Source organism: Haemophilus parainfluenzae (assembly GCF_014931395.1).
Lineage (GTDB): Bacteria > Pseudomonadota > Gammaproteobacteria > Enterobacterales > Pasteurellaceae > Haemophilus_D.
Window position 1 is genome coordinate 1,048,486 of sequence record NZ_CP063120.1, and the last position, 16,709, is coordinate 1,065,194.

The window sequence follows — 16,709 nt, forward strand, 5'->3', positions numbered from 1 at the left end:
GTGCGATCGTTTTTCTTTATAGAAATGCGATCGCATTTTTATTTGTGTGGTGCTACACTTTAATGGTTTTCAATGATTTTATAGGTATAACAATGACAATTTCCCAAACTGAACTTAATCAACAACTCAAATCTGCCGGTATTGGTATTAATGCAACTGAATTACATGGCTTTTTGAGCGGCTTAATTTGTGGTGGACTGAAAGATCAAAGCTGGTTACCGCTTTTATATCAATTCAGTAACGATAACCACGCCTATCCAACCGCATTAATTCAGCCGATTACCGAAATCTATGAACAGATTGGTAAAACCTTAGGGGATGTAGAAGGATTTGATTTTGAATTAGGCTTAACCGAAGATGAGAGCGTGTTTGCACGTGCAGACAGTCTATCAGACTGGGCAAACCAATTTTTATTGGGTTTAGGGCTTGTCCAGCCTGAATTAGATAAAGAAAAAGGCGAAATTGGCGAAGCGGTAGATGATTTACAAGATATTTGTCAGCTTGGTTATGAAGAAGATGATGATGAAGAAGAGCTTGCTGAAGCCCTAGAAGAAATTATTGAATATGTTCGCACCATTGCCATGCTGTTTTACACCCATTTCAACGATGATGCACAAGAAATAAAACCGATATTACATTAAAAGGAGCGAAACATGGATCTCGCATACATGGCGGCATTACCGCAAGAAGAATTTACAGAACGTCGTCAAAAAGTATTCGCACAAATGCAGCCAAATTCTGCTTTATTGCTATTTTCCGAAATTGAAAAACGTCGTAATAACGACTGCGATTTTCCTTTCCGTCAAGACAGTTACTTTTGGTATTTAACGGGATTTAATGAGCCAAATGCAGCGTTGTTATTGATTAAAACGGAAGAGGCTGAAAAGGCAGTGGTATTTCTTCGTCCGCGAGATCCTTTACTTGAAACCTGGAATGGTCGTCGATTAGGCGTTGAGCGCGCACCGCAAAAACTCAATGTTGATGAAGCCTATTCTATCGATGATTTTAAAACAGAATTTCCAAAATTAACGGAAAAATTGACCGCATTTTATCATGTGGCCGATCGTCATCCTTGGGGCGATAAATTATTAGCCGAAAGTGCGGTGAAATTTTACGCTGTTTTTGATTGGCAGCCGATGTTAAGTGAAATGCGCTTAATCAAATCCCCGAATGAAATTCGCTTAATGCAGCAAGCGGGACAGATTACTGCATTCGGACATATTAAAGCGATGCAAGTGACTCGTCCAAATCGTTTTGAATATGAAATTGAAAGCGAAATTCTGCATGAATTTAATCGTCATGGCGCTAGATTCCCGTCTTACAATTCCATTATTGCCGGGGGCGATAATGCCTGTATCTTGCACTACACTGAAAATGATCAACCTTTGAAAGATGGCGATCTTGTTTTGATTGATGCGGGGTGTGAGTTTGCTATGTATGCAGGCGATATCACACGTACATTCCCGGTGAACGGTAAATTTACTCAGCCACAACGTGAGATTTATGAATTAGTGTTAAAAGCACAAAAACGCGCGATTGAGCTATTAGTGCCAGGTAATTCAATTAAGTTGGCCAATGATGAAGTGATTCGTATTAAAACTCAAGGCTTGGTGGATTTAGGCATTCTGAAAGGGGATGTCGATAAGCTGATTGAAGAAAAAGCTTATCGTCAATTTTATATGCATGGTTTAGGCCATTGGCTTGGCTTGGATGTGCACGATGTTGGCCGTTATGATGATGATCGTAGCCGCATGCTTGAAGTGGGGATGATCATCACTGTTGAGCCAGGCATTTATATTTCAGAAGAAGCAGATGTGCCTGCTCAATATAAAGGCATTGGCGTGCGTATTGAAGATAATTTGCTAATGACTGAATATGGCAATAAAAATCTGACCGCGGCGGCACCAAAAGAAATCGATGATATTGAAAATTTAATGAAAAATTGAGAAGAATTCTCAAAATTGTGATCTAGTGCAAGTTTTTTGTGCATTTAAGGTGCTAATATGCTGTTAGATAAAAAAGGCCAATCAAATCAGTAAGGAGTCGATTATGTACAAACACGTTTTAGTTGCGGTAGATCTTTCTGATGAAAGTGAATTTCTACTCAAAAAAGCCGTGGGAATTGCAAAACGTAATGATGCGCAACTTTCCATTATTCATGTAGATGTAAACTTCTCGGATCTCTATACTGGTTTAATTGATGTCAATATGTCATCAATGCAAGATAGAATCTCGAGCGAAACCCAAAAAGCGCTAATTAATTTAGCGGAACATGCTGGTTATCCAATAAAAGAAAAATTGAGCGGTAGCGGTGATTTAGGTCAAGTTTTGACAGACGCTATTGATCAGTATGATGTAGATCTACTAGTGACAGGTCATCACCAAGATTTCTGGAGTAAATTAATGTCTTCAACACGTCAAGTGATGAATACGATTAAAATTGATATGTTGGTTGTGCCACTTCGCGACGAATAGTGATCAAAAATTATTTTTAGCCCTATTAAAATAACGTAAATTTTAACCGCACTTCTCAATTAATGCAGTAGAGTGCGGTTTTCTTTTTTAAGATCAGTGAAAAAGCCTTTTTCTCTAGGTCAAAATATGCAAGAATAGTGAGCTTTTTTATAAATCGTGATCGAGATAGAGACACAAGGTTTTATCAATGAAAACAACAGCAGAAATTAGACAGTCATTCCTTGATTTTTTCCATAGCAAGGGGCATCAGGTCGTCGCAAGTAGTTCACTTGTGCCTGAAAATGATCCGACATTGCTTTTTACTAATGCCGGTATGAACCAATTTAAAGACGTGTTCCTTGGTATGGATAAACGTCCTTACTCACGTGCGACAACTGCACAACGTTGTGTGCGCGCAGGTGGTAAGCATAATGACTTAGAAAACGTCGGTTATACGGCGCGTCACCATACTTTCTTTGAAATGCTCGGCAACTTCAGCTTTGGTGACTATTTCAAACATGATGCGATTAATTTTGCGTGGGAGTTCTTAACCTCTCCACAATGGCTCGGCTTACCAAAAGAAAAATTATGGGTAACCGTGTATGAAACCGATAATGAAGCTTATGACATTTGGCATAAAGAGGTCGGTGTCCCTGCGGAGCGCATTATTCGTATTGGTGATAACAAAGGCGCACCTTATGCATCAGATAACTTCTGGGCAATGGGTGATACCGGTCCTTGTGGTCCATGTACCGAAATTTTCTACGATCACGGTGAGCATATTTGGGGTGGTCCTCCAGGCTCACCAGAAGAAGATGGTGACCGCTATATCGAAATTTGGAACGTGGTATTCATGCAATTTAACCGTCTCGCAGACGGCACAATGGAAAAATTACCACGTCCATCGGTTGATACCGGGATGGGGTTAGAGCGTATTTCTGCTGTATTACAGCACGTAAACTCTAACTATGAGATCGATATTTTCCAAAAATTAATTGCCAAAACAGCAGAAATTGTAGGAACAACAGATTTAACCAATAAATCATTACGCGTAATTGCAGACCACATTCGTTCTTGTGCATATTTAATTGCAGATGGCGTAATTCCATCAAACGAAGGTCGCGGTTATGTATTACGTCGTATTATCCGTCGTGCAGTACGTCATGGTCACTTGTTAGGTGCCAAAGAAGCGTTCTTCTATAAACTTGTGCCGACTTTAATTGAAGTCATGGCGGAAGCCGGCAAAGAAGTTAAAGAAAAACAAGCGAATGTTGAAAAATTACTTCGTTTAGAAGAAGAACAATTTGCTCGTACATTAGAGCGCGGATTAAGCTTATTAGACGATGCGCTTGCTCAAGTGAAAGATGGTGTGTTGTCAGGTGAAGTAGCCTTTAAACTTTATGATACCTATGGCTTCCCACTTGATTTAACTGCAGATGTATGTCGTGAGCGTGATATTGCAATTGATGAAGCAGGTTTTGAGCGTGAAATGGAAGCACAACGCTTACGCGCACAATCTGCAAGCCAATTCGGCATGGATTACAACAATGTTATTCGTGTAGAAGGCGAAACAAAATTTGAAGGTTATACTGAATCAGAATCTTTAGCCAAAGTGACCGCACTTTTCCATGATGGAAAATCAGTAGAGAGTATTACTGCAGGCCAAAGTGCCGTGGTGGTTTTAGAAAATACTCCATTCTATGCGGAATCAGGTGGTCAAATTGGTGACAGCGGTTATTTAACTTCTCAAGATGCTCAGTTTAATGTAAAAGATACTCAAAAATATGGTCAAGTATTTGGTCATATTGGTGAGTTAGAGCAAGGTACTTTAAAAGTCGGACAAACAGTCAATGCGGTTGTAGATGCAGCAAGACGTCATCAAACGTCACTTAACCATTCAGCTACACACTTATTACATGCCGCATTGCGTCAAGTTTTAGGTCACCATGTAGTGCAAAAAGGATCGTTAGTATCTGATACGGCATTACGTTTTGACTTTGCTCATCCGGAAGCGATTACCAAAGCACAGCTTAACGAAATTGAAACGTTGGTAAACCAAAAAGTACGTGAGAATTTTGTGGTTCAAACGGACGTAATGGATATCGAAGCGGCAAAAGCAAAAGGTGCAATGGCGTTATTCGGTGAAAAATATGCTGATGTGGTACGTGTTTTAACAATGGGAGATTTCTCCGTTGAACTTTGTGGTGGCATTCATGCTAAACGTACCGGTGATATCGGTTTATTTAAAATTGTGGCGGAAACTGCAGTTGCAGCAGGTGTTCGTCGTATTGAAGCGGTAACGGGTGAAAATGCAATTAATTGGTTACATAACCAACAACGTATTCTTACTCAAAGTGCAGATTTGTTTAAATCTGACGTTAATACCCTTGTTGAGAAAATTCAGCAACTTCAAGATAAAGCGAAGAAAGCAGAAAAAGAATTACAAGGATTAAAAGAAAAAGCCGCAATGCAAGCGGGGTCCGATTTAGTGAAAAGTGCGGTTAAAATTAATGATGTTTCTGTAATCGTACATCAACTAGACGGAATTGAAACTAAATCGTTACGTGTGATGGTTGATGATTTAAAAAATCAACTTGGTTCAGGCGTAATTGTATTTGCATCTATTTTAGATGATAAAGTCAACCTCGTCGTTGGCGTAACAAGCGATTTAACTACTAAAGTGAAGGCTGGTGAGCTAGTGAATTTAATGGCTCAGCAAGTTGGTGGGAAAGGCGGTGGTCGCCCGGATATGGCAATGGCAGGAGGCTCCCAACCAGAAAATGTGAATCTAGCATTAACTGTCGCACAAAACTGGTTAAGCAATAATCTGTAGTACAAGCAGGTCGGTGGGATGCCGATCTTTACTTGATTGATAGGGATATCTAATAAATGCAAACTAAGGAGATAAAAGATGTTAATCTTAACTCGAAAAGTTGGCGAAAGTGTTCTCATTGGAGACGATATTTCTATCACGGTTTTGAGTGTACGTGGAAACCAAGTCAAACTCGGTGTGCAAGCGCCTAAAGAAGTATCCGTTCACCGAGAGGAAATTTACCAACGAATTCTGCAGTCAAAAGATGAACATATAGATGAGGCATCTTAGACCTAGAGTTTTATGAATGTTTTACATTCTATTTATAATTTAATTAACGTTTTTTCAAAAATTAAACCCATTGGTTTGCAAGATTTTAAATAACGGAAATTTGAGTTATAAAGGTAGAGAAGGAACTTTTCCAACTTAAATCTATCAAAATTTAATAAATAATGACCGCACTTTTAGCATAGAAGTGTGGTCATTCCATATTAAAACAAAAAGGAAAATCAATGAAAGTTATTATTCCCGTAGCTGGTTTAGGTACTCGTATGTTACCAGCAACAAAAGCAATTCCAAAAGAAATGTTAACGCTTGTGGATAAACCACTGATTCAATATGTTGTGAATGAGTGTGTGGCTGCTGGTATCAAAGAAATCGTGTTAGTCACACATTCTTCTAAAAATGCGATTGAAAACCATTTTGATACGTCATTTGAGTTGGAAACCATGCTTGAAAAACGTGTTAAACGTCAGCTTCTAGAAGAAGTGCGTTCTATTTGTCCTAAAGATGTAACTATCATGCATGTTCGTCAGGGGAATGCGAAAGGCTTGGGCCATGCGGTGTTATGTGGTCGTCCTGTCGTTGGAAACGAGCCGTTTGCAGTGGTGTTACCTGATGTGCTTTTAGCGGATTTTACGGCAAATCAAAAGAAAGAAAATCTTTCAGCAATGATTAAACGTTTTAAAGAAACACAAGCAAGCCAAATCATGGTAGCGCCTGTTGCTGCCGATGAAGTGAGTAGCTATGGTATCGCGGATTGTGGTGGTGTAGAGTTAAAAGGCGGTGATAGCGTTAAGATTAATAGCATTGTTGAAAAACCATCTGTTGAAGAAGCTCCATCAAATCTTGCTGTTGTCGGTCGTTATGTATTCTCTGCGGCGATTTGGAATTTATTAGAAAAAACACCAGTTGGTGTGGGTGATGAAATCCAATTAACGGATGCAATTGATATGCTTATCGAGAAAGAGATCGTTGAAGCGTTCCATATGACAGGCAGAAGCTTTGACTGTGGTGACAAGATTGGCTATATGGAAGCCTTTGTAGAATATGGTCTTCGTCATGATAAATTAGGCAAAGAGTTTAAAGCTTTCCTAAAAGATCTTGTAAAAACCTTATAATTGACTGAAACCACCGAAAGGTGGTTTTTATTTATATATTTGGATTACGAATAAAGATAAAAAAGAAGGCATCGTGATGATGCCTTCTTTTTTCTATGAAACGAAATCTTAGTTATTTTTCGCTAATAAAGTGCGGTAGATAATACCACCTAAAATACCACCGATAATCGGTGCCACCCAGAATAACCATAATTGGTCGATTGCCCAAGTACCTTGGAATACCGCAACTGCAGTACTACGAGCAGGGTTTACAGAGGTATTTGATACAGGAATGCTGATTAAGTGGATTAGGGTTAAACCTAAACCGATTGCGATTGGCGCAAAACCTGCAGCTGCATTTTTATGAGTTGAACCCATGATGATTAATAAGAAGAATGCAGTTAATAATACTTCCGCTACGAATACGGCTTCTAAAGAATAACCTTCAGGAGAATGTTCGCCGTAGCCGTTAGATGCGAAACCAGCAGTCGCATCGAAACCAGCTTTACCTGATGCGATAAGATAAAGTGCAGCACCCGCTGCTAAACCACCAACTACTTGAGAAATAATGTATGGAAGGGCATCTTTTGCAGAGAAACGACCGCCAGCCACTAAACCAAGTGTCACAGCTGGATTAAAGTGACCACCAGAAATGTGACCTACAGCGTAAGCCATGGTTAATACGGTTAAACCGAAGGCAAATGCAACGCCCACATAACCGATACCTAGGTTGACAGAAGCCGCAAAGATTGCACTACCACAACCACCGAAAACTAACCAAAATGTACCGAAAAATTCAGCAAAAAGTTTTTTTGACATAATAGACCTCAATATTAAATATGTCGTTATCTTCAAATAACAATAATGTATTGCGGATGCAACAGGCATTTAGTCAAAGGGAATGTTTTTTAGTTCTGCAAATTATTGTAAATGTTTGTAAGCAAATGTAAGGGAAATAGCATGCTATACTTTTAGCCGTCTAGATTGTCATTTTGCTTATTTTTCATTAAAATACAGACAAATTATCAGGTTATTTAAGGTGCATTATGGCAAACTGGGATGGCAAATATATTAGCCCTTATGCAGAACATGGCAAAAAGAGCGAACAAGTCAAAAAAATTACCGTTTCGATTCCGATTAAAGTATTAGAAATTTTGACAAACGAACGCACGCGTCGTCAGCTAAAAAGTTTGCGCCATGCAACAAACAGTGAATTACTTTGTGAGGCGTTCTTACATGCTTTTACAGGACAGCCATTACCGACGGATGCGGATTTAATGAAAGAACGCCATGATGAGATTCCTGAAAATGCTAAAGAAATCATGCGTGATTTAGGCATTGATCCTGAAAGCTGGGAATATTAATTTCATCCTTTTAATCCTTCCAAAATACTGCATTCAGGGCAATCATTGCCCTGACAAGCGTTATGCCATCGCTCCAATTCCTCTACCATTTTTTGCAAGTGATGAATTTGCTCATTCAATGTTTTAATATGTTGTGTCGTGAGTGCTTTCACTTCTCGGCTACTACGATTGGGATTATCCTGTAATTGCAAAAGTTGGTGAATTTGTTGGAGTGAAAACCCGACATCTCGAGAGTGACGAATAAAACGTAACCGCTCTAAATCCTTTTCTTCATAATGGCGATAACCAGAAAGGCTTCGCTGTGCTGGTTTTAATAAGCCGGACTTCTCATAATCCCGAATTTGTTTACTTGATAAACCCACTAATTTTGCCACTTCGCTAATGTTCATAAAAAATCCTTGACCTTAACCTTATGTTAAGGTTTATAGTAAGCTCAATTTCAATCTATATCAATAACTAAGGAGTAAATATGAAATCAATTACATTACATGTAACAGGAATGACTTGTGGTGGTTGTGTGAAAAGCGTCACAAGAGTGTTGGAAGAGCTCAATGGCGTAGAAAAAGCCGTTGTAACACTTGATGACGGTAAAGCGGTGATTACCTTTGATGAAAGTGCGGTCAGTATTCCACAATTAATTGAAACAATTGAAGACGCAGGTTTCGATGCAACAGAATAAAAAAATAGCCATTCAAATCGAGGGGATGACCTGTCAATCCTGTGCTAACCGGATTGAAAAGGTGTTGAATCGAAAAGATTTTGTCTCTGAAGCTGGTGTGAATTTCGCTGCGGAGGAAGCGCATGTCGTATTTGATTCATCTCAGGCTTCAGAACAAGATATTTTGACGATTATTCAAAAGGCGGGATTTAATGGCATTATAAAACAAAATGTGTTGTCTAGCGCACCCAATGAAACAAAGATTAGTCCGCGTTTATGGTTGCTTTTGTTCATTAACATTCCTTTTTTGATCGGAATGATCGGGATGATGTTTAATCATCATTCTTGGATGATGCCGCCAATGTGGCAATTTGTTCTGGCGAGCGTTGTGCAATTTGGGTTAGCCATCCCATTTTATAAAGGGGCGATAGGGAGTATTCGAGGTGGTTTAGCCAATATGGATGTACTGGTGAGCACTGGTACATTGGCGATTTATCTCTATTCGGTCTTTATGCTGTTTTATCATCAGTCAATGGGGCATGATGGCGCATCTCATGTTTATTTTGAAGCATCGGTGATGGTCATCGGTTTCGTCAGTCTTGGGAAATTTCTTGAGGAAAGAACGAAGAAACAAAGCTTAAACAGCTTAGGGCTATTATTACAACTCACTCCAAAACAAGTCAGTGTTCAACGTGAAAATCGTTGGGAAACGGTTCCTCTCGATCAAGTAAAAATAGGCGATATTTTACGGGCTAATCAAGGTGAACGTATTGCAGCTGATGGCGTAGTTGAACAGGGTAGTGGTTGGTGTGATGAAAGTCATTTAACTGGTGAATCTCAGCCATTAGAAAAAATGTCTCAAAGCCCGGTGCTTGCGGGGGCAATGGTGACACAAGGTAGTCTTATTTATCGAGCCAATCAACTCGGTCAGCAAACGCTATTAGGCGACATGATGAAAGCGCTCTCTGAGGCGCAAGGTACAAAAGCACCGATTGCTCGTTTTGCTGATAAAGTCGCTGCAGTATTTGTACCTGCCGTGTTATTAATTTCCGCAATAACATTTGTATTAACCTGGTGGATAAAAGGGGATTGGGTAACCGCCTTAATTCATTCGGTTGCTGTGTTAGTTATTGCTTGTCCTTGTGCGTTAGGGCTTGCTACACCTGCTGCCATAATGGTTGGTATGGGAAAAGCAGTCAATGCAGGGATTTGGTTTAAAGATGCGGCATCTATGGAGGAGGCAGCCCATGTGGATACGGTGGTATTAGACAAAACAGGTACGTTAACTCATGGAGACCTAAAAATAGCCGCTGTTTGGCAACCACAAAGTGCGGTCTATTCTGAGGAAGATTTGTATCGTATTGCAGCTTCCGTTGAGCAAAATGCCAATCACCCTTTAGCTAAAGCGATTGTCTTGGCGACACAGGAAAAATCACTTGAAATTCCGACTGCACTTTCAGTTCATTCAGAAGTGGGGCAGGGCATCTCAGCTCATATTGATGGGATAGGTTTTGTTAAAGTCGGTAAGCCGGCTTATTGTGAATTAACCTTACCAGATAATATGCCTCAAATTTGGAAAATTGCGAGTATTGTTGCGGTATCTGTAGATAATAACCCAATCGGTGCATTTGCATTAGCAGACAGTCTGAAAGAGGATAGTTTGCAAGCGGTTCAGCGTTTACATCAACATAATATTGATGTGGTGATAATGAGTGGCGATCAGCAATCTGTCGTTGATTATGTTGCCCAACAAGTCGGTGTGAAAACCGCACGGGGTAATTGTAGTCCACGTGATAAAGCTGCCTATATTGAAACATTACGTCAGCAAGGTAAAGTGGTGGCAATGGTGGGTGATGGTGTGAATGATGCACCAGCGTTAGCGATGGCTAATGTAAGTTTTGCGATGAAATCGGGGTCTGATGTTGCAGAGCAAACCGCATCGGCGACACTTATGCAGCATTCGGTTGATCAGTTAGTTGATGGATTAATGATTTCCAGAGCAACATTAAAGAATATCAAACAAAATTTATTCTTTGCCTTGATTTATAATGTGCTAGGTATTCCACTTGCCGCATTGGGCTACTTAAGTCCTGTTTTGGCGGGGGCAGCCATGGCGATGAGTTCGCTTTCGGTGCTATCCAATGCATTGCGATTAAAACGAGTGAAAATTAAATAAGAAAAAGGCGATATGAAAATATCGCCTTTTATTTTTTGATTAATGTTGCTTCCATAAGGGAAGTTGAATCGTGACGGCAAGCCCGCCCAAGTTGCTGGATTCGGCCCATACTTTTCCATTGTGTTCATTCACAACGTTATAGACAATCGTTAAACCTAATCCCGTTCCGCCAGTGGCTCGAGTTCTAGTTTCATCGACTCGATAGAATGGTTTAAAGATTTTGTCGAACTCTTCGGGTGGTAAGCCCAAGCCATTATCATCTACTCGAATTTGCAGACAATTATCATCCTGTTCATTTTTATGTAAATCAATGGTTAAGAAAATACGATCTTTCGTATATTTCAGTGCATTTCGAATAATATTTTCAATCGCACTGGTGAGCAAGCTTAGGTTGCCATAAATCATATGTTTTTCAGGATGTAAAATAGAAATATTGACATCGCAGATGATCTTACGCTGCTCCGCTTCAAATAAGGCATCTTTTATCACATCATCCCAAAGATGATTGATAGGAAATAAATTATGCTCCATTTGAGAATGCATTTGTTGGCGAGAAATGAGTAACAACTCGCTGATCATTTTATCCATTCGTTGGATTTCTTTCTCAATACGTTTAACCGGCTCAATATCACCCGTTTGATGACGAACCAGAGCAGTGGAAAGCTGCAAACGTGTTAATGGTGTTTTCAATTCGTGAGAAATAGAGGACAGTAGATTATGTTGGTTTGAGATTAGATTATCAATCGCGATCGACATCTTGTTAAAGCTTTGTCCTACTTCTCGTAATTCTGTTGGACCGTGATTTGCTAATTCATTATCAACTTTAAAGTTTCCTAACGCCACGCTATTTGCGGCCTTTTGTAAGTTAGTAATCGGTTTGACGATAGTATGCGTAAACCACCAAAGTAAAGGTGTTGTGATAATTAAGGTTAAGAGCAATAAGATCCAAGGGTGGTCAAGCATATACCGTAAAATTTCTTGTTGACCGTTTGCTCGAGACACAAAGAATAATTCGGATGCTTGGTCAGAATCACCAATATAGACTTTAAAAGGGCCTGCAATTTGAATATCTTTGAAGGTTTTACGTTGTGGTTGGGCAAAGTTACTCGATTCTTGAGCAAATTGGGCAATATGCATTTTCTCTTCGCCTAAAGCACCGAAAATTTCTTTTTCTGGTGTCATAATGACAGGACGTGCAGAGTCAAATTTATCGGTTGGAAGAACTGGCACGCCAGCGAGGATACCGGTGATTCTATTGTTACGAATAGATTCAACGAGTTTCTTTTGATAGCTTGATATTTCATTTTGATTTAAGTCAGAATATAAGCGACTATCAAAATAAGGAAGTGCGACTAAAAGGGCAGTCATAGCAAAGAATGCCAACCAAAAGACAGTAAATGTGCGTATTGTGAGCTGATTTAAGCTGAATTTTTTGATAAGCATTATTCACAAACCAACAAGTAACCACGACCACGTAGCGTTTTCAGCCACGGTAAGCCATTGTCTCTTTCTGGGAGTTTTTTACGCAAGTTTGACATATGCATATCAATCGAGCGATCAAAAGGGGAAAGGTGTTTGCCTAGTACATTCATGCTTAATTCTTCGCGAGAGACAATTTGTCCTGGGCGAAGTACTAGTTTATGAAGTAGTGCAAATTCAGAGCCAGTTAGACCAAGATCTTGACCCTTATAAGAAGCTTGTTGAAGGCCAGAGTGAAGTACTAAGCCACAAAATTCCAATGTATTTTCTTCTGATGAAAGTGCGGTCGAATTTTGTGTGTTTTCTTTCTCTGCTGGCGTAGCGCGACGTAAAATTGCTTTAATGCGAGCAACTAGTTCACGATCGTTAAAGGGTTTTGGTAAATAGTCATCGGCACCAAGTTCTAAGCCTAGAACACGATCGATCTCTTCGCCACGTGCAGTAAGCATCATCACAGGGACATTTGATGTTTGGCGAATTTTCTTGAGTGTTTCAATCCCGTTTAATACAGGCATCATGATATCTAATAACACTAACTGATGGCTTTCATTTAGCTTATCTAGCGCTTCTTGGCCATTATTGGCAACCTCGACTTCAAAACCTGTCAGTCGTAAAACTTCAGCAAGTAAATCTGTTAGTTCAATATCATCATCAACTAATAGAATCTTTGACATTTTCATTCCCTTGTAATATAACGAACCTGCTTGATATGACAAGCAGGTGTTATTTTTTAATGATTACCAGAATTTCCACCAGCTTTTCTTACCTGCGTTTTCAGGAGTGCTGATAATAGTATTATTTTCGTCTTGTTTTGCCACTTCAGGTAATGGCTTATCTAATTCAGCACTGCTTACTAAACCATTCTGATCGAATTTTACTGTAAATGTGTGCTGTTCAGGTTTTTGGTAAGAGTGTTGTTGTAAGAACACGTAATACCAAGTTAGGTTATTATAAGGATCGATTAAAACTGGTGTACCAAGCAAATATTGTACTTGTTGTGCGGTCATGCCTGGTTTAACTTGCGCCACAGTCGCTGCTTCTAAATAGTTACCTTGTGGAACATCAATACGATAAACGACTTTTTGCACTGTTGAACAAGAAGTTAAACTTAATGCTAAAACAACTGCACCTAAAAATGTTCTTAATTGCATATTTTTTACCTTTTACTGCAAAATTATGTCGAATGATACCGAAACTTTATGATCTTGCCAAATTAATTATCGCACTTTAATGCTTTTTGAAGTTGATCTTTCAGATTTGGTGGTATCCCTTTGATTGTTAAAGTATCTGTAAGTGGATCCCATTCAATACGGTTATTTAATAAATCCGCATCAAAACTTAATGTCACACCTTTACCAGAACCCGAAAATTTCGTTAATGTTTTTAAGGCTGAACGTACTGGTGGAATGGTTTCCTCCAAGCCGTAATCTTGCTCTTCTGTAAAGGTGACAAAAGGGCGCTCGTTTAGAGTCGGCAAATTCGCTGAAAGTTCAGTTAAGGCAATTTCATCACCGCTTGCTAATTGACCTTTACAGTATTCAAAGACCTGTTTTTTTACCGCTTGAGTTTGTTCTTTGTTCAATTCACCTTGTTCACAGTAGTCACTGACTGCTTGTAATAGGCATTGGTTTTGAACTTGTGGATTTAAACCTTCTTCTGCACCTAAGAAATCCATAAAGAAGTCACTAATTTTACGACCAACACGACCTTTAATGAAGGTGAGATAGCGGTTTGAGTTTGCATTCACTTGCAAATCCGTTAAGTTGATACGTGCAGCAATATCAAACTGTGTGATATCTAAATATTCCGTACGGCGAATTTCAAGATTTTCATCAACTAACATACTGATGCGGCTATCTAATAGTGCAATGAATAGGTAATCCGTCGCTAAGAAGTTATATTGGCACAGAATAAGCGTACCACTGTCTGCAAAATTATATTTGCCCAATTCTTGCGCTAATAATTTTGTGGATTGTTGGCTGAAATTTAAAAAGTTGATTTCATTTTCTAATAAACGATTCAGATCTTGTGCAAAAATGGAATTCTCTTGGAAGACACCAAATGCTTTGCCTTTATTTTGATAACCTTGATGTAATTGCAACATCATTTGTTCGACTTCTGGCGTAATGGTGAGAAGTTCATCACGCAACACGCTTTCCATTGTAGTGGTTTCATTTTCAGTGTGCTTAACTAATTGATGTAGCACGATTTGATTAACCGTAATGCTCATAATTTTTTCCTTCGTAAAATTTACCTTAAATTATAACCGCACTTTTTAAGCAAGAAAAAAGAAATTATTCAGATTGGACAAATTATCGGGTATGATATGAGAAGTTTTTTGTATTTAGAACAGGCTTAAACATTCCAAATGGCTCAACATTCAAAGTATTCCGATGGGCAAGTTAATGCCATCATTAACGACATGATTAGCGTACTTGAAACTCACAAAGCACCCGTTGATCTTTCGCTTATCGCTTTAGGCAATATGGCCAGTAATTTATTGACCACTAGCGTACCCGCCGCACAGCGTGAAGCACTAGCTCAAGCCTTTGCCAACTCTCTAATGAATTCGGTAAAAATAAAATAAAATGTTTTGGTTTAAGAAAAGCAAATTCAACGGACGTGAATACCGTGAAGAAACCTCACGAAAAATTTCGTGGGGACACTGGTTTGCTTTTTTTAACATTATCATCGCAATTCTTATTGGTAGTCGTTACGCTTTTCTCATTGACTGGCCAGACACTTTACTCGGCAAAATTTATTTCTTTATCAGCTTATTAGGGCATTTCAGTTTTTGTGTTTTTGCCTTGTATTTGCTGGTTATATTTCCGCTGAGTTTCATTATCAAAAATCACCGCACTTTCCGTGGACTAACAGTGATTATCGCGACAATTTGCACCACTTTATTACTGTTTGATACGGAAGTTTTTAATCGCTTTAATATCCACCTTTCTTCTATTGTTTGGAATTTGTTAGTGAACCCTGAAAAGGGCGATCTCTCACGGGATTGGCAAATTTTCTTTGCGCCAATGCCGATTATTTTGCTAATCCAAATGCTTTTCTCCCGTTGGAGTTGGGAAAAATTACGTAGTTTAGAGCGTCAAAAATGGCTGAAGAAAGTGGGATTAGTGCTGACTTCCACGTTTGTCGCGACACACTTAATTTACGCTTGGGCGGATGCATTTTTATATCGTCCGATTACTATGCAGCGTTCAAACTTCCCACTTTCTTATCCAATGACCGCAAGAACCTTTTTGGAAAAACAAGGATTTATTAATGCGGAAACATATTCTCAGCGCTTAGAGCAAGAAGGGCGTCTGGATGCATTAAAAATTGATTATCCGAAAAAAGATCTTCAGTTTGATCAAGTTGAAAACAAACCAAATATTCTCGTGATTACCGTTTCAGGCTTACGTTATGATGCGTTAACTAGCGAGAAAATGCCTAAATTGTTTGAGTTTGCCACAAGTTCTACTCAATTTACGAATCATTACAGTAGTGGCAATACGAACAATGCTGGCTTAGTAGGCTTATTCTATGGGCTGAATGCGAATTACACGGACAGTATTTTGAGTAATCACACACCATCGGTGTTAATTAAAAAGCTACAAGACGAGAAATATCAATTTGTCGCTTATTCGTCTACGGCATTTAAAGATAGCTTATTTAAACAAGCCTTGTTCCGTAATGTGAAATTACCTAAAGTGAAAGCTTCTTCGCCAAAAGAGGCGATAAATGGCGTTTTATCTCTCTTAAAAGAGGATAAACCTTGGTTTGCTTATGTGGATTTAGATATTGCGGACCAAACGGAAGAAAATTACACCAAATCGCTTGTGGAGATTGATCAACAAATTGATGACACTTTAGCATCAGTTTCTTTAGAGAATACGATTGTCATCATTACGGCAGAGCATGGTACAATGTTTAATAAACTGGATGAAAAAGCACAAGAAAACTATTTCGGTCGTGATGAAATCCAAGTGCCATTTATTGTTTACTGGAAAGATTTACCGGTGCAAGAAGTCTCGAAATTAACGAGCCATACGGATTTATTACCGGCATTGATGTCATCGATCTTTAAAGTGAAAAATCCAGTTTCGGATTATGCACAAGGCCGTAATTTATTTGAGCTTAATGGTGATCCTTGGGTGTTGGCGTCGAATTTCCGTTGGAATGTCATTATTCAGCCGGATGGCACACAGTATCATATTGATCGCAAAGGAAACTATAAGAAATTTGACCGCACTTATACTGAGCAATCTTCAAGCCGTCCACCGCTCGGATTATTCTTAGACGTTTTCAAACAAGAGCGTTCTTTTGTCAATAAATAGATAGCTTTTTTGCGCTTAAAATCTTATACTTTGCACTCAGTTGAAAGACTGAAAAG

At 39.1% G+C, this 16,709-nt stretch carries 17 protein-coding genes; 11 read left to right on the plus strand and 6 right to left on the minus strand.

Annotated elements, in window-relative coordinates:
- Nucleotides 1-92 precede the first annotated feature (92 nt).
- From INP94_RS05135 to galU, 6 genes are all read left to right on the plus strand, one after another.
- Nucleotides 93-641, plus strand: coding sequence for a YecA/YgfB family protein (locus INP94_RS05135; RefSeq protein WP_049365675.1), 549 nt, complete (start codon nt 93-95; stop codon nt 639-641).
- 12 nt (nt 642-653) lie between these two features.
- The gene (gene pepP / locus INP94_RS05140; RefSeq protein ID WP_197544224.1) at nt 654-1,946 is read left to right on the plus strand and encodes a Xaa-Pro aminopeptidase; all 1,293 of its coding nucleotides are present in this window, start codon (nt 654-656) and stop codon (nt 1,944-1,946) included.
- A 103-nt stretch (nt 1,947-2,049) separates the two neighbouring features.
- Complete coding sequence (gene uspA / locus INP94_RS05145) at nt 2,050-2,475, plus strand: universal stress protein UspA (protein ID WP_005698692.1); 426 nt, start codon at nt 2,050-2,052, stop codon at nt 2,473-2,475.
- 187 nt (nt 2,476-2,662) lie between these two features.
- Entirely contained in the window at nt 2,663-5,287 is a 2,625-nt protein-coding gene (gene alaS, locus INP94_RS05150) for an alanine--tRNA ligase (RefSeq protein WP_197544225.1), read from the plus strand.
- Nucleotides 5,288-5,365: 78 nt separating this feature from the next.
- Nucleotides 5,366-5,557 (plus strand): carbon storage regulator CsrA, encoded by a 192-nt coding sequence (csrA, locus tag INP94_RS05155; RefSeq protein WP_014064854.1) that lies wholly within the window; start codon nt 5,366-5,368, stop codon nt 5,555-5,557.
- Between the two features lie 221 nt (nt 5,558-5,778).
- Nucleotides 5,779-6,666 carry a UTP--glucose-1-phosphate uridylyltransferase GalU gene (gene galU / locus INP94_RS05160; protein WP_193451318.1) on the plus strand — a complete coding sequence of 296 codons (888 nt, stop codon included), beginning with the start codon at nt 5,779-5,781 and terminating at the stop codon, nt 6,664-6,666.
- A gap of 108 nt (nt 6,667-6,774) precedes the next feature.
- Here galU and aqpZ read toward each other — a convergent pair whose 3' ends face one another.
- Nucleotides 6,775-7,464 (minus strand): aquaporin Z, encoded by a 690-nt coding sequence (aqpZ, locus tag INP94_RS05165; protein ID WP_197544226.1) that lies wholly within the window; start codon nt 7,462-7,464, stop codon nt 6,775-6,777.
- 227 nt (nt 7,465-7,691) lie between these two features.
- Between aqpZ and metJ the strand changes: the two genes are divergently transcribed.
- On the plus strand, nt 7,692-8,009 hold the full coding sequence (gene metJ, locus INP94_RS05170) for a met regulon transcriptional regulator MetJ (RefSeq protein ID WP_005696757.1): 318 nt from the start codon (nt 7,692-7,694) through the stop codon (nt 8,007-8,009).
- 2 nt (nt 8,010-8,011) lie between these two features.
- Here metJ and cueR read toward each other — a convergent pair whose 3' ends face one another.
- The gene (gene cueR / locus INP94_RS05175) at nt 8,012-8,398 is read right to left on the minus strand and encodes a Cu(I)-responsive transcriptional regulator (RefSeq protein WP_005699815.1); all 387 of its coding nucleotides are present in this window, start codon (nt 8,396-8,398) and stop codon (nt 8,012-8,014) included.
- Nucleotides 8,399-8,478: 80 nt separating this feature from the next.
- Here cueR and INP94_RS05180 point away from each other — a divergent pair, with 80 nt between their 5' ends.
- Together INP94_RS05180 and INP94_RS05185 are read left to right on the plus strand one after the other, a co-directional pair.
- Nucleotides 8,479-8,688 carry a heavy-metal-associated domain-containing protein gene (locus INP94_RS05180; protein ID WP_197544227.1) on the plus strand — a complete coding sequence of 70 codons (210 nt, stop codon included), beginning with the start codon at nt 8,479-8,481 and terminating at the stop codon, nt 8,686-8,688.
- The gene (locus INP94_RS05185; protein WP_197544228.1) at nt 8,675-10,843 is read left to right on the plus strand and encodes a heavy metal translocating P-type ATPase; all 2,169 of its coding nucleotides are present in this window, start codon (nt 8,675-8,677) and stop codon (nt 10,841-10,843) included. The genes INP94_RS05180 and INP94_RS05185 overlap by 14 nt, the downstream gene beginning before the upstream one ends.
- Nucleotides 10,844-10,882: 39 nt before the next feature.
- Here the strand turns inward: INP94_RS05185 and cpxA are convergent, their stop codons facing one another.
- The 4 genes from cpxA to yejK form a co-directional block, all read right to left on the minus strand.
- Complete coding sequence (gene cpxA, locus INP94_RS05190) at nt 10,883-12,286, minus strand: envelope stress sensor histidine kinase CpxA (RefSeq protein WP_197544229.1); 1,404 nt, start codon at nt 12,284-12,286, stop codon at nt 10,883-10,885.
- Nucleotides 12,286-12,996, minus strand: a complete 711-nt coding sequence (locus INP94_RS05195; RefSeq protein ID WP_197544230.1) for a response regulator — start codon at nt 12,994-12,996, stop codon at nt 12,286-12,288. Before INP94_RS05195 ends, cpxA begins: the two co-directional genes overlap by 1 nt.
- Before the next feature lie 63 nt (nt 12,997-13,059).
- Nucleotides 13,060-13,473 carry an outer membrane protein assembly factor BamE gene (gene bamE / locus INP94_RS05200; protein WP_049373200.1) on the minus strand — a complete coding sequence of 138 codons (414 nt, stop codon included), beginning with the start codon at nt 13,471-13,473 and terminating at the stop codon, nt 13,060-13,062.
- 62 nt (nt 13,474-13,535) lie between these two features.
- On the minus strand, nt 13,536-14,552 hold the full coding sequence (yejK, locus tag INP94_RS05205) for a nucleoid-associated protein YejK (RefSeq protein WP_193451323.1): 1,017 nt from the start codon (nt 14,550-14,552) through the stop codon (nt 13,536-13,538).
- Nucleotides 14,553-14,690: 138 nt separating this feature from the next.
- Here yejK and INP94_RS05210 point away from each other — a divergent pair, with 138 nt between their 5' ends.
- The gene (locus INP94_RS05210) at nt 14,691-14,909 is read left to right on the plus strand and encodes a YejL family protein (RefSeq protein WP_005698664.1); all 219 of its coding nucleotides are present in this window, start codon (nt 14,691-14,693) and stop codon (nt 14,907-14,909) included.
- A gap of 1 nt (nt 14,910) precedes the next feature.
- Complete coding sequence (locus tag INP94_RS05215; protein WP_197544231.1) at nt 14,911-16,653, plus strand: DUF3413 domain-containing protein; 1,743 nt, start codon at nt 14,911-14,913, stop codon at nt 16,651-16,653.
- Nucleotides 16,654-16,709 lie beyond the last annotated feature (56 nt).

Excerpts from the sequence above, each read along its gene's own strand:
- aqpZ (WP_197544226.1), bottom strand. The coding sequence starts at position 7,464 with ATGTCAAAAAAACTTTTTGCTGAATTTTTCGGTACATTTTGGTTAGTT.
- INP94_RS05180 (WP_197544227.1), top strand. The coding sequence starts at position 8,479 with ATGAAATCAATTACATTACATGTAACAGGAATGACTTGTGGTGGTTGT.
- INP94_RS05135 (WP_049365675.1), top strand. The coding sequence starts at position 93 with ATGACAATTTCCCAAACTGAACTTAATCAACAACTCAAATCTGCCGGT.
- INP94_RS05195 (WP_197544230.1), bottom strand. The coding sequence starts at position 12,996 with ATGTCAAAGATTCTATTAGTTGATGATGATATTGAACTAACAGATTTA.
- bamE (WP_049373200.1), bottom strand. The coding sequence starts at position 13,473 with ATGCAATTAAGAACATTTTTAGGTGCAGTTGTTTTAGCATTAAGTTTA.
- INP94_RS05210 (WP_005698664.1), top strand. The coding sequence starts at position 14,691 with ATGGCTCAACATTCAAAGTATTCCGATGGGCAAGTTAATGCCATCATT.
- csrA (WP_014064854.1), top strand. The coding sequence starts at position 5,366 with ATGTTAATCTTAACTCGAAAAGTTGGCGAAAGTGTTCTCATTGGAGAC.
- INP94_RS05185 (WP_197544228.1), top strand. The coding sequence starts at position 8,675 with ATGCAACAGAATAAAAAAATAGCCATTCAAATCGAGGGGATGACCTGT.
- alaS (WP_197544225.1), top strand. The coding sequence starts at position 2,663 with ATGAAAACAACAGCAGAAATTAGACAGTCATTCCTTGATTTTTTCCAT.
- cpxA (WP_197544229.1), bottom strand. The coding sequence starts at position 12,286 with ATGCTTATCAAAAAATTCAGCTTAAATCAGCTCACAATACGCACATTT.
- galU (WP_193451318.1), top strand. The coding sequence starts at position 5,779 with ATGAAAGTTATTATTCCCGTAGCTGGTTTAGGTACTCGTATGTTACCA.
- pepP (WP_197544224.1), top strand. The coding sequence starts at position 654 with ATGGATCTCGCATACATGGCGGCATTACCGCAAGAAGAATTTACAGAA.
- uspA (WP_005698692.1), top strand. The coding sequence starts at position 2,050 with ATGTACAAACACGTTTTAGTTGCGGTAGATCTTTCTGATGAAAGTGAA.
- yejK (WP_193451323.1), bottom strand. The coding sequence starts at position 14,552 with ATGAGCATTACGGTTAATCAAATCGTGCTACATCAATTAGTTAAGCAC.
- cueR (WP_005699815.1), bottom strand. The coding sequence starts at position 8,398 with ATGAACATTAGCGAAGTGGCAAAATTAGTGGGTTTATCAAGTAAACAA.
- INP94_RS05215 (WP_197544231.1), top strand. The coding sequence starts at position 14,911 with ATGTTTTGGTTTAAGAAAAGCAAATTCAACGGACGTGAATACCGTGAA.
- metJ (WP_005696757.1), top strand. The coding sequence starts at position 7,692 with ATGGCAAACTGGGATGGCAAATATATTAGCCCTTATGCAGAACATGGC.